Here is a 12614-nt window from a genome sequence, read left to right as displayed (position 1 = left end):
TCGATCTTGATGCCCTCGTCCAGCAGGGCCTTCAGCTCGGGCTCGACCACGAACTCGCGGATGTCGGGCGCCAGCAGCGACTCGAGATCGATGTCCGAGGCGTGCTGGGAGGAGACCACGACGGTGTCGAGACGGACCGCCTTGTCACCGTCGTACTCGATGGTGACCTGCGTCTTGCCGTCGGGGCGCAGGTAGGGGATGGTGCCGTTCTTGCGCACCTCGGAGAGCCGCTTGGACAGGCGGTGCGCCAGGAAGATCGGCAGCGGCATCAGCGTCGGCGTCTCGTCCGAGGCGTAGCCGAACATCAGGCCCTGGTCACCCGCGCCCTGCTTGTCCAGCTCGTCCTCGTCGCCCTCGACACGGGACTCGTACGCCGTGTCGACGCCCTGCGCGATGTCCGGGGACTGCGCGCCGATGGACACCGACACGCCGCAGGAGGCGCCGTCGAAGCCCTTCTTGGAGGAGTCGTAGCCGATCTCGAGGATCTTCTCGCGCACCAGCTGGGCGATGGGCGCGTAGGCCTTGGTCGTGACCTCGCCGGCCACGTGCACCAGGCCGGTGGTGATCAGCGTCTCGACGGCCACGCGGGACGAGGGGTCCTCGCGGAGCAGCGCGTCGAGAACGGTGTCGCTGATCTGGTCGGCGATCTTGTCGGGATGGCCCTCGGTGACCGACTCCGAGGTGAACAGCCGTTTCGTCATGGCCGCATGAGATCCGTGGCCGCCACCGGCCCGCAACCGGACCTGCCCGAGTCGCGGCCGGCACCGCCAACGCGTGACGCCTGGGCAGGTCAGGCGGCGGCCGGGACCTTGTTCTCGTCCGCGGCGCGAGCGGCCCGCACGCCGAGCACGGACCGGTACAGCAGCATCGCCGCGCAGCCGGCGGTCCCGTACAGCAGGCTCATGCCGAGGGCGGGGACGAACGCGCCGAGGGTGACGCACAGGGCGGCGACGAGGAGCCCGATCCGGGCGTTGAGGGCGTAGGCGGCCATGTACTTGGTGCGGGCCTCGGGGTCGATCAGGTCGGCCAGCAGCGCCTGGCGCACGGGCACGCTGGCGATCTCCCCGAAGGTCAGCAGGACGGCCGCCGCGATGAGCACCCAGCCGACGTCGCTGACGGCCCAGACCATGTAGCCGGCGGTGAAGACGGTGATGCCGCCGTACAGCCGGACTCGCTCGGGGACCCGCGCCAGAAGCGTCTTGACGGTCAGGACGAGGGCGACGACGAGGGCGGCGTTGACCGCCCGCAGAATGCCGAGGACGGCGACGCCGTCGATGTCCAGCCGTCGGCCGCCGACCGCGAGCAGGGTCTGCTGCGGGAACTGCCGGGACAGGCGTACGGCGATGTAGTAGCCGATCTGCATCTCCACCGCGGCGATCAGCGCGGCCGCGGCCAGCTGGCGCAGGAAGACGCGGTCGCGGGCCACGGCGAGGTAGCCGCGCAGCATGGCGGCCGGTCCGGCCGGTGCCCTGCCGTCGCGCGGTGCGGTCTCGCTGATCCACCGCCACATCACCGAGGTGGTCAGCAGGCACAGCCCGGCGGCACCGGTCAGCAGCTGCAGGAAGTGGCCGTCGTAGAGGAAGCCGCCGATCAGCGCGCCCACCGTGAACGCCAGGTTGATCGACCAGTAGTTGATCGTGTAGACGAGGGGGCGGTTCTCGGGGGTGGAGACGTCGACCATCATCGCGTCGGCCGCCGGCGTGGCCACCTGCGAGCAGCAGGTGTTGAGCAGGAACAGACCGAACGTGACGGGCCCGGAGGTCCACCACGGCGAGTTGGCCAGGGCGAGCAGGCCGAAGGTGAGGGTGGCGCCGAGTTCGCCGGCGATCATCACGGGGCGCCGGCCGTGGACGTCGGCGAGGTGTCCGCCGAGGAAGTTGGCGGTGATGCCCGCCGCCGCCACGCAGACGGTGAGGACACCGGCGACGGCTGCGCCGTAGAGGGCCGCCAAGTGGATGACGAGCAGCGGCATCATCATGACCGACAGCAGCCGCTGGACGAAACCGACCGCGATCCGCAGCCGGATGTTGGGGTGCAGGGAACTCAGGGTCATCGCTGGCCTCGCCGGGAACGGGATTCGTCGGCGAGGTGACCGCCCCTGCCCCAGTGGTCCGGGTCCACGTCCCGCACGATGACGGTGACGGCGTCGTCCGGGCAGCCGGACACGCGCGTGACGACGTCGGTGATGCCCGCCACCAGCTCCTTTCGCGCGTGCCGGTCGTTGCCCTGCCACCAGTTGACGGTGATCACTGGCATGTCAGAGGTCCTTTGCTCCGGAGGACGATTGAAGGCGCGGCGGCTGAGGGCTGTCCCGTGATCCCCGGTGGATCAGCGCGCGGCGTCGGATGCGGTGCGTCGCTAGGCGGAGGGTCGTCCGCGTACTGGGCGTATTCGGGCGATCCGAAAACGCGGCGAGGTGCCGTGGCTGTCGTCGTGCGCCCGCCGGGGATTACGGGACAGCCCTGAGAGAATCTCCGTGCCGCCGCGACGCTGACAAGCCAATGCCGTACAGCGAATACGACTTGAACAAGTCGGCCCTTTTTTCCCGGGCTTTCCGCATGCGCACAGGAGCGAGTTGGTGAAGTCGTCATGCCTTTTCGGCTTCCGTTGCCGCCGGATTGAGCCACGTGCTGTGATCGACGCCGGGAAGGACTTGCGGTGCCGTGCCCGCGCTCCCCCGCCGGCACGGCCACGCGAGTCCCTGACACATTCGGAGGGAATGCTGGTGTCCCTGTTCGACATACGCCGGATCGGCGGCAAGATCGGCGCGGAGGTCACGGGCGTCGATCTGTCCACCGAGCTGTCGGATTCCGTTTTCCGGCAGATCCACGAGGCATTCCTGGAGTACAAGGTCCTCTTCTTCCGGGATCAGGACATCACCGACGAGCACCAGCTCGCCTTCGCCGGCCGTTTCGGCCCGCTGACCCAGCCGCACCCGATGATGCGCACCGTTGACGGCACCCCGCAGGTGCTCCCCGTCGACGGGGAGGACCAGCGTGCCGACCACTGGCACACCGACATCAGCTTCACCACCACCCCCTCGCTGGGCACGACCCTGCGGAGCATGGTGCTGCCCCCGTACGGCGGGGACACCCTGGTCGCGAACGCGGCCGCGGGCTACAAGGACCTGCCAGCCGAACTGCGCGCCGTCGCCGACCGGTTGTGGGCCGTGCACACCAACCACGCGGAGCAGCCGCGGCTGGGCACCGAGCGCGGCGACGAGGTGCGCGCGGCGTTCCTGGCCCGCCGGTTCGAGGCCGCCCACCCGGTGGTGCGCGTGCACCCGGAGTCCGGTGAGCCGAGTCTGTTCCTCGGCGGTTTCGCCCAGTGGCTGCTCGGTGTGGCGCCGCGTGAGTCCCGGCCGATCCTCGACGTGCTCCAGGGCTATGTGCGCCGGCCCGAGAACGTCGCGCGCTGGCGCTGGCGCCCGGGCGACGTACTGATCTTCGACAACCGCAGCACGCAGCACTTCGCGGTCAACGACTACGGGCGGCACCAGCGGGTGCTGCACCGGGTGTCCATCACCGGCGACGCGCCCGTCGGCCTCGACGGCAAGCAGAGCTACGCACTGAAGGAAGGGGAATGACCATGACGTCCGACTCCCATCCGGACCCGGGGTTCGCGGCACGGCTTCGCCGCCGGGAGCCCCTGGTCGGCTACTGGATATCCCTGGACAGTCCGGTCGCGACCGAGCGGATCGCCGGGCTCGGCTACGACTACATCGGCGTGGACGGCCAGCACGGTGTCACGCACCAGCCCGGCTGGCAGACCGCGATGCTGGCCGTGGACGCCCGCGGCCGCTCCGCCGGGGTGATCCGGGTGCCGTCGCCGGACCCGGTCGCCATCGGGGTCGCGCTCGACACCGGGGCTCGCGGCGTCATCGTGCCGATGGTGGAGAGCGCCCGGCAGGCGCGGGACGCCGTGCGGGCGTGCCGACACCATCCCGTGGGGACGCGCAGTCTGGCCGGTCCGGTCCGGGCGGAGCTGCGGCTGGGATCCGTACCCGCCGAGATCGACGACCGCGTCGCGTGCGTCGTGATGATCGAGACCGCGTCCGCGCTGGACGACCTGGATGCCATCTGCGCCACGGAGGGCCTCGACGCGGTGTACGTGGGGCCGGCCGATCTGTCGGCGGCGCTCGGTGCGCGCTGGTTCGGCGACCCGGCGGCCGCCGACGCGCTGGAAGCCGCGCTGCGCAGGATCACGGAGACCGCCCGCCTGCACGGCATCGCCTGCGGCATCCATGTGCCGGACGGCGAGAGCGCCGCGAAGCGGCTCGCCGAGGGTTTCACCTTCGCCACCGTCTCCAGCGACATCACCCACCTTCAGCAGGCGGCCACCGCCCACCTGCACGCGGCGCGCGGCCTGAACCGGGCCTGAGCACGGCGGACAGGGGAAGAACGTGACGACCGAGGTGAAGCACACCGCCGCTGGGCCGGCCGGATCCATCGAGGACCTGGTCGGGAACACACCCCTGCTGGACGTCCCGCTGCCGGGACTGGCCGGCTCGGTGCGGCTGCTGGCCAAGCTGGAGATGGCCAACCCCTTCTCCAGCGTGAAGGACCGGCCCGCGCTGTTCATGATGCGGGCCGCCGAGGAGGCGGGGCTGCTGCCCGCGAGCGGGGGCACCGTCGTCGAGTGCTCCTCCGGCAGCACCGGCATCTCGCTGGCCGCGCTGTGCGCCCGCCGCGGCCACCGGTGCATCATCGTGATGCCCGACAACGCCACCGAGGAACGCCGTCTGATCCTGCGCCGGCTGGGCGCCGAGGTGCACCTCGTGCCGCACGGGGACGGTCTGCAGGCCGCCTGGGCGTACACCGAGGAGCTGCAGCGCGGCCTGCCCGGCTCCTGGGTGCCGCACCAGGACCGCAACCCCGCCAACGTGCGGGCACATTACGAGACGACGGGTCCCGAGATCTGGGAGGCCGTGCGGGGCCGGATCGACGTGCTGGTGTGCGGGGTCGGCACCGGCGGAACGCTGACGGGCACCGCCCGCTATCTGAAGGAGCGCACCGCGCTGAACGTCGTCGCGGTCGAACCGGCGCGCAGCGCCGTGCTCTCCGGGGGTGAGGCCGGCCCGCACGGCATTCCCGGCATCGGCGCCGGTTACGTCTCCCCGATCACCGACCTCACCCTGGTGGACGAGGTGGTCGCCGTCACGGACGAGGCGGCCGCCGCGACCACGGACGAGGTGACCCGCGCGACCGGTCTGCCGGTCGGTATCTCGTCGGGCGCCGCCGCCTGGGCGAGTCGTGCCGTGGCGGCCCGGCCCCGCTGGGCGGGCGCCACGGTCGTCACCGTGTTCCCCGACAGCGGGGAGCGCTATCTGTCGACGGCCCGCTGATCCCGCCGTCCCCGAGGAAAGACAGGCAACAGAGATGTGCCGGATCTTCGGCTACTTCAACGCGGCGTCGACGCCGCACGCGATGCGCACCGTGGCCGCCCTCCAGCGGCACGGCGGCCCGGACGCGACGGGTGTCGCGCAGGGGGCGGGGTGGGGCCTGGGCAGCAACCGGCTCGCCGTCGTCGGCCTGGACGGCGGCCGCCAGCCGTACGGGCGGGGCGGTCCGGTGCAGGTGGTCTTCAACGGGGAGATCTACAACCACGAGGAACTGCGCCGCCGGCTGGAGGCGCTCGGCCATGTGGTCCCCGACCGCTGTGACGGATCGGTGCTGCCCGCGCTGTACCTGGAGTACGGCGAGGAGTTCACCGAGCACCTCGACGGCATGTACGCGCTGGCGCTGGTGGACACGCGGGGCGCGCTGCCGCGGCTCCTGCTGGCCACCGACCACATCGGGATGAAGCCCCTGTACCACCGCTGGGACCCGGCGGACCGGTCGCTGTACTTCGCCTCGGAGCTGCCCGCGCTGCTCGGGTTCGGCGGGATCGGCGGACGGGTGCGCGAGTCGGCGCTGGACGCCCTGCTGACGACCCGTACGCCGTTCGGCACGCGGACGATGTACGAGGACGTGGAGGTGCTGGAGCCCGGCACGACCTGGGTGTGCGAGCTGGGCGGCCCGCCGCGGGTGCGGCGGCGCGCCGCGCACGTGCCGGACGGTGCGGCGGAGCCCGGGGACGGGTTCACCACGGCCCGGCAGGTGCGGCGCACCCTGCGCCACGAGGTGGGCCGGCTGCTCGAGGCGGACGTGCCGGTCGCCGTGGTCACCTCCGGCGGCCTGGACTCCTCCCTGGTGACGGCGCTCGCGGCCGAGCTCGGGCCGCAGCACACCTTCACCATCGCCTACCGGGGCACCTGGCCGTTCGACGAACGGCACTTCGCGCGCGAGGTGGCCGACCGGGCCCGTACGGTCCACCACGAGGTGGAGATCGACCCGGCCGGTTTCCCCGGCCTGCTGGAGGACACCGTCTGGCACCTCGGCCAGCCCAACGCCGATCCGATCGCGCTGAGCACGTACGCGTTGTTCCGGGCGATCCGGGAGGCCGGCTTCACCGTGGCGCTCACCGGTGACGGCGCGGACGAGGTGTTCGGCGGGTACGAGCGGATGCGGCTGGCCACCGAGCGCGCGGCGGCGGGTGCCGACTGGGCGCCGGCCTACCTGGACGCGCTGTCCGCCGTGCCTGCCGCACTGCGCGGCCGGCTGTACACCGACGCCTACCGGGCCCATGTCGCCGCCGACCCGGCGCTGCCCGGGGCGGCCCGCCAGGACCTGCTGCACGGCCCCGGCACCGTCCTGGACCGCATCACCCGGTTCGAGCTGGAGCAGCGGCTGCCCGCCTACCACCTGCGCCGGGTCGACCACCTCAGCATGGCGTCCTCGGTGGAGGCGCGGCTGCCGTTCTGCCAGCGTTCGGTCCTCTCCCTCGGCCGGCCGCTGCCCGACCACCGGCGCATCCAGGGCGGCCAGGTCAAGCGCACCTTGTACGCGGCGGCGGCCGGGCTGCTGCCCGACCGGGTGCTGTCCCGGCCGAAGCAGCCGTTCACCCTGCCGGTGACGGCGATGCTGCGGCCGGGCACCACGCTGTGGGAGTACGCGCGGGACCTGCTGGCGCCGGACCGGACCGCCGCGGCGGGACGGCTGGACGGCCGGGCGGTCGACGGCCTCTTCACCGCGCAGGCCGAACGGCCCGACGACACCGCGGCGCTGGCGCTGTGGACGCTGCTGGTGCACGAGGTGTGGGACGGGCAGTTCCGGCGTTCCCTGCACGGGCGGGGTACGGCCGCGCAGGCTCCCGTGGGCACGAGACCGCTGGAGGTGGCGGCGTGATCGGGCACCTGGCGTACGCGGCGGGCAGTCCCTGCCCCACGTTCGTGCTGGACGCCGGCCGGCTGCCGCGCGAGGACGGGGCGCTGCTGGCCCATCTCACGCAGGCCCGCAGCTACCTGGCGTCGGCGGGCGGCGCGCACGTACTGAAGATCGCTCTCATCGAGCCGTCCGCGCATCCCATGTTCGACCTGGACTACCGGTTCGTGCAGGCGCTGCCCGGCGCCCCGGACCGGTTCGACCTGCGCGGTTCGTGCGGTCACTCGGTGCTGGCGTCGGTGCTGGCGGCCTCCCGCTCGGGGATGCTGCCGCGGCTGGTGCCGGGCGCCCGGATCCGGGTGCGGGTGCGCAACAACGGCGACAGCGTGGTGTGCGAGGCCGAGCGCGTCGAGCGGGACATGGCCGGTTTCACGGTCACCTTCGTCCAGCCGTCGCCGCTGCCCTTCGCGGACCTGCTGCCGGACGGGCAACCGCGCACCGTGCTGGCCGACGGCGGGGAGCAGGTGGAGGTCTCCCTCGTCGCCAGCTCCAACACCTACGCGTTCGTCGACGCCCGCACGCTCGGCGTTCCGGACCAGGCGGCGCTCTTCGACGCCGGTGGACGGCTGCTCGAGCGGCTGGAGTCGCTGCGGGGCGCGGCGGCCGATCTGCTCGGCTGGCCGCGTGGCGGGGCCTTCCCCAAGATCGCGGCGGTGCTGCCGGGCGCGGACGGCGGTGTCGCGGCCCGGGCGGTGACGGTGCCCGGCTGGCACCCGTCGATCGCCCTGACCGGCGCGGTCTGTCTGGGGACGGCGATGCGGATCCCCGGCACGCTGCCCTGGCGGATCGCCCGCGAACACGGCACGGACGACGGCCTGGTGGACATCATCACGCCGGGCGGCCGTACGGCGGTCACGGCGGTCACCTCGGCCGCGGGGACGGCCCGCGACCAGGGCGCCCTGCTGTGGGCGACCGTCGCGCACAAGCACGTCAGCTTCCAGGGCTCGTTCGCCCTGACACCCCTGAATCATCTTCAGTTCGAGGAGGTCGCCCAATGCCTGGCGCTGTCCGGAGCGGTATGAGACCGCTGCTGACGGCCGAGCTGCGCGCCCGGTTGTCGAAGTCCGCCGCACGCAGCGCTGCGGAGGGTGTGCCCGGCCGGGAGGCGCTGGCGGCGCTGCGCGCCGGCGGGCTGCTGGGCACGGCCATCGCGCCCCGCTACGGCGGGGCGGGCGGGGACGCGGCCGCGGTCAACCAGGTCGTCGAGGAGATCGCCGTCGTCGATCCGTCGCTGGCCATCATCGCCTTCCAGCACTTCGCCGTGTCGGCCCGGATCGCCGAGTGGGGCACGCAGGAGCAGCAGCGACGGTGGCTGCCGCTGCTGGCGGACGGCACCTGGCTGGCCGCGTCGGCGTGGAGCGAGACGGGTGCCGGGGCCGCCAAGCGGAACCTGGCGAGCAGCGGCGAGCGTCTTGCGGACGGCGGCTGGCGGCTGGACGGCACGAAGACGTTCACGACCGGCGCCGGTGTCGCCGATGTGTACCTGGTGCTGGTGCAGACCGGCCGGCCGGGCGGCACCGCGCACGGGTACGGGTCGGACGGGCAGACGTTCTTCCTGGTGGAGGCGGGCACCGAGGGGCTGGTCGCGGACCTCGGTCTGGACCTGGCGGGGATGCGCGGCTCGGCGACCGGGCTCCTCTCCCTCGGGGGCTGTGTCGTGGCGGACACCGACCGGCTGGGGCCGGAGGGCGGGGCCGCGTCGGTCATCGCGGGCGTGCGCGAGTCGGGCGCCAGCCTGGGAGCGGTGTCCGTGGGCATCGCGCGGGCCGCGTTCGACCTGGCCGTGCGGCACGCGCGGAAGCAGGGGCTGCTGGAGCTGCCGACCGTGCGGCACCGGCTGGTGGATCTGGCGACCCGTCTGGAGGCGGCGCGGGCCGTGGTGGCCCGGGCCGGTGCCCGCAGTTCGGCGCAGCCGGGGATGACCACGCTGCACAGCAAGCTGCACGCGTCCGTGGCCGCCGAGGAGATCTGCCTCGACGTCGCCCGGATGCTGGGCTCGGCCGGGTACCGCGAGGGGGCACCGATCGGCCGGCTGCTCGCCGACGCGCGCGGCATCGCCTTCATGGGTCCGACGAACGACCTGTGCCGGGATCTGGTGGCGGCGGCATGGACCGGCTGAGCTCCGTGCCCGAACTCGTCGTCAGCGGCCGCCGGCTGGTGACGCCGCACGGTGTGCGGTCCGGGCACGTCCTGATCAGCGGCGGCCGGATCACCGACGTCACCGGTCCGGGCCCGGTGCCCGCCGGGGCGGGGCACCTCGACGCCGGCGACCACTACGTGCTGCCCGGGCTGATCGACTCCCATGTGCACTTCCGGACGCCCGGGCTGACGTACAAGGAGGACTGGGAGCACGGCAGCCGGGCGGCGGTGCGCGGCGGCGTGACCACGGTGATGGACATGCCGAACACGGTGCCGCCCACGCTGGACCCGCAGGCGCTGTTCGACAAGGCCGTTCTGGTGCGGGGCAGTTCGCTGGTGGACTTCCGCTTCCACATCGGGGTCGATCCGGCGCGCCCGCGGCTGCTGGCGGACCTCGACCCTGCGGTGGCGACCAGTGCGAAGGTGTTCATGGCGGGCCACCACACGGCTCCGACGGTGGTCCGGGACCCGGTGGTGCTGGAGCAGGCGTTCGCGGCGGCGGCCGAGGCGGGCGTCCAGCTCGTCCTGCACGCCGAGGACGACGGGCTGTTCGCGCTGCTCGACGCCTGGTGGGGGGAGCCGTCCGGGTATCTCGACTACGAGCGGCACCGGCCGCGCACCGGTGGCATCGTCGCCGTCGCCAAGGTCGTCGAGCTGGCGCGGCGCCACGGCACCCGGGCCCACATCCTGCACCTGTCGAGCGCCGAGGAGGCCGATCTGGTGTGCGCGGCGCAGGCCGCCGGGCATCCGGTCACCTTCGAGGTCACCGGCCACCATCTGTCGTTCACCGACGAGGACACCCGGCGCCTGGGCGCGCGGACGCGGCTGTCGCCGTCGATCCGCTCCCGCGCGGACCAGGACCGGTTGTGGCGGGCCCTGGCGGAGGGTCAGCTAGCCACCCTGGGCAGCGACCACGCCCCGCACACCGTCGCGGAGAAGACCCGGTCGGCGGCGGCCTCGCCGCCGGGGCTGCCCGGTGTGCAGGAGCTGGCCGTCGCCGTGTGGACGGGGATGCGCCGCAGACGGCCCGAGGAGGACCCGGACGTCGCGGTGACCCGTCTGATGCGGCACCTGTCGCAGCGGCCCGCCGAGCTGTTCCGGCTGCCCGGCAAGGGGCGGATCGCCCCGGGTGCCGACGCCGACCTGGTCCTCTTCGCGCCGGACACGCCGTGGATGTTCTCGGCGCACGACGTGGAGAGCAAGTGCGGCTGGTCGGCGTACGAGGGCTGGACGTTCACCGGGCGCGTCGAACGCACCCTGCGGGCGGGCCGCACCGTCTGGGACGCCGCCTCGGGCACCTTCGGCGCGTACGACGGCCGCCTGCTGGCGGCGGCCGGGGACGGATCGCAGCGGGCGGCGCTCGCCGCCGGGAGGGAATGACATGGCGAGGAAACGGTCGGTGGTGGTCGCGGGGGGCGGTGTCGGGGGGCTCGCGGCGGCCGCCGGCATGGCCGCCCGGGGCCTGGACGTGACCGTCCTGGAGCGGTCGGAGCGGATCGGCACCGGCGGCTCGGGGCTCGTGCTGCAGCCCAACGGGGTGCGGGCCGCCGACGCCCTGGGCGCGCGGATCGGAGCCCGGATCCGGGCGTCGGGCCGGCCCGGCCTGCCCGACGAGGTGCGGGTTCTGATGGACGCCCGGGGCACGGTGCTCGCCGAGGAGCCCGTCGGTGCGGGTTCCGGAGGGCTTCCTCAGATTCCGGTGCTGCGTTCGGCGCTGCACCGTGCCCTGTTCGACGAAGCGCTCGCCGCGGGCGCGGCCGTGCTCCTGGCGACCGGCGTCACCGGCTACACCGTGCGCCCCGGCGAGGTCGCCGTGCACCTGTCGGACGGCAGCGTCACCACCTGCGACGCGCTCGTCGGCGCCGACGGCATCCACTCGGCGGTACGTGCCCGGATGCTCGACGACGGCCCGCCGACGTACCGGGGTTACACCTCGGTGCGCGGCCGGACGACCGGTTCGGCGCTGGGGCAGCGCGGCCATGTCGTCAACGGACGCGGCATCCAGCTGTTCGTCGCCCCGGTGGGTGACGACACCCTGTACTGGACCGCCAAGATCACCGCGCCGCCCGGGGCGTGGCCCGCCCTGGGGCCGGCCGGGGCCCGGCTGGCTCTGCTGGACGCCCTGGAGGGCTGGTACGCCCCCGTCGTGGACCTCGTGCGGGCCGCCGACCCGGAGGACGTCGTCGTCACCGACATCCACGACCGCGATCCGGCCCCGCGCTGGGTGGACGGCCGGGTGGCGCTGCTGGGCGACGCCGCGCATCCGATGGTCCCGGCCCTCGGCCAGGGGGCCAACCTGGCGCTGGAGGACGCCGCCGTGCTCGCCGAGGCGCTCGCCTCGTCCGCCCCGGTGGCGGACGCGCTCGCCGGGTACGCCCGCGAGCGCATGGAGCGTGCCGCGGCCGTCGTCCTCGCCTCCCGCCGCCAGGGCGCACTCGACCAGGGCGCGGACCGGGCGGGCGAGGAGAGGCGCAACGCGCACATGAGGTCCGCCGGCCGCAAGGACGCGGACCTCGCCGACGTCGTCGGCTGGCAGCTCCGGCCCAGCCGTCCGGAACCTGGCCGCGCGCCGGCCGCGACGACCACCGTTTGTCCGAGGAAAGGGGCCACCGCCATGGGGGCACCGCACATCGTCCTGATCAGCGGATCACTGCGCCCGGGTTCGACCTGCGACCGGGTGGCCGAGTGGTGCGCGCTGCGGTGCGCCGAACAGGGCGCGTCCGCCCGCGTGTTCACCGGCACGGAGATCGACTTCCCGGCGTACCGGCCCGGGCTGGCCGGCCGGCACGCGGCCGTCACCGGCTTCCTGGAGGAGCTGCGCGCCGCCGACGGCGTGGTCCTGGTGTCGCCGACGTACCACGCGACCGTGTCCGGGCTGCTGAAGAACGCCCTGGACTACGTCAACGACATCGACGGGCCGGTTCCCTACCTCCAGGGGCGGTCGATCGGCACGGTCGCGGTGGGCTCGGCCGCGCAGGGCGCGGTGTCGACGCTGACCACACTGCGCACCATCGGGCACGCGCTGCGCGGCTGGCCGACGCCGGTGGGGGTGGCCGTGTCGCGGGCGCCGGAGCAGCCGGCCGCGGACGGCGGGGAGCCCGCGCCGGACGTGGAGCGCCTGATGCAGATGGTGTCCCAGGTGGTGTGGCTGGGCGGCAAGCGGGCCGAGGACGCCCGGCCGGCCGTGCTCGGCGCCGTCGCCTGACCGAAGAC

At 73.6% G+C, this 12614-nt stretch carries 11 protein-coding genes; 8 read left to right on the top strand and 3 right to left on the bottom strand.

Annotated features, from left to right (window positions below; all coding sequences use genetic code 11):
• From ACWCV3_RS27510 to ACWCV3_RS27500, 3 genes are all read right to left on the bottom strand, one after another.
• Positions 1-701: S-adenosylmethionine synthetase N-terminal domain-containing protein (locus tag ACWCV3_RS27510; RefSeq protein WP_451229586.1), on the bottom strand; the 701-nt coding region annotated here is incomplete at its 3' end.
• 89 nt (positions 702-790) lie between these two features.
• Complete coding sequence (locus ACWCV3_RS27505; RefSeq protein ID WP_451229583.1) at positions 791-2053, bottom strand: MFS transporter; 1263 nt, start codon at positions 2051-2053, stop codon at positions 791-793.
• Positions 2050-2256 (bottom strand): tautomerase family protein, encoded by a 207-nt coding sequence (locus tag ACWCV3_RS27500; RefSeq protein WP_073901715.1) that lies wholly within the window; start codon positions 2254-2256, stop codon positions 2050-2052. The genes ACWCV3_RS27505 and ACWCV3_RS27500 overlap by 4 nt, the downstream gene beginning before the upstream one ends.
• A 469-nt stretch (positions 2257-2725) precedes the next feature.
• Here ACWCV3_RS27500 and ACWCV3_RS27495 point away from each other — a divergent pair, with 469 nt between their 5' ends.
• The 8 genes from ACWCV3_RS27495 to ACWCV3_RS27460 are packed head-to-tail and all read left to right on the top strand — an operon-like array spanning position 2726 to position 12606.
• Complete coding sequence (locus ACWCV3_RS27495) at positions 2726-3586, top strand: TauD/TfdA dioxygenase family protein (protein ID WP_451229595.1); 861 nt, start codon at positions 2726-2728, stop codon at positions 3584-3586.
• The gene (locus tag ACWCV3_RS27490) at positions 3583-4380 is read left to right on the top strand and encodes an HpcH/HpaI aldolase family protein (protein ID WP_451229579.1); all 798 of its coding nucleotides are present in this window, start codon (positions 3583-3585) and stop codon (positions 4378-4380) included. The genes ACWCV3_RS27495 and ACWCV3_RS27490 overlap by 4 nt, the downstream gene beginning before the upstream one ends.
• Before the next feature lie 22 nt (positions 4381-4402).
• Complete coding sequence (locus ACWCV3_RS27485; protein ID WP_451229576.1) at positions 4403-5344, top strand: PLP-dependent cysteine synthase family protein; 942 nt, start codon at positions 4403-4405, stop codon at positions 5342-5344.
• 34 nt (positions 5345-5378) lie between these two features.
• Positions 5379-7226 carry an asparagine synthase (glutamine-hydrolyzing) gene (gene asnB / locus ACWCV3_RS27480; RefSeq protein WP_451229573.1) on the top strand — a complete coding sequence of 616 codons (1848 nt, stop codon included), beginning with the start codon at positions 5379-5381 and terminating at the stop codon, positions 7224-7226.
• A complete protein-coding gene (locus tag ACWCV3_RS27475) occupies positions 7223-8284 on the top strand; it encodes a PrpF domain-containing protein (RefSeq protein ID WP_451229571.1) in 1062 nt (353 codons plus the stop codon). Before asnB ends, ACWCV3_RS27475 begins: the two co-directional genes overlap by 4 nt.
• Entirely contained in the window at positions 8281-9381 is a 1101-nt protein-coding gene (locus ACWCV3_RS27470; RefSeq protein ID WP_451229568.1) for an acyl-CoA dehydrogenase family protein, read from the top strand. The genes ACWCV3_RS27475 and ACWCV3_RS27470 overlap by 4 nt, the downstream gene beginning before the upstream one ends.
• On the top strand, positions 9369-10781 hold the full coding sequence (locus ACWCV3_RS27465) for a dihydroorotase (protein WP_451229565.1): 1413 nt from the start codon (positions 9369-9371) through the stop codon (positions 10779-10781). Before ACWCV3_RS27470 ends, ACWCV3_RS27465 begins: the two co-directional genes overlap by 13 nt.
• A gap of 1 nt (position 10782) precedes the next feature.
• A complete protein-coding gene (locus ACWCV3_RS27460; RefSeq protein WP_451229562.1) occupies positions 10783-12606 on the top strand; it encodes an NAD(P)H-dependent oxidoreductase in 1824 nt (607 codons plus the stop codon).
• The last annotated feature ends 8 nt before the right edge of the window (positions 12607-12614 follow it).

Source organism: Streptomyces sp. NPDC001781 (assembly GCF_053596035.1).
This window is presented reverse-complemented; position numbering and strand designations above follow the sequence as displayed.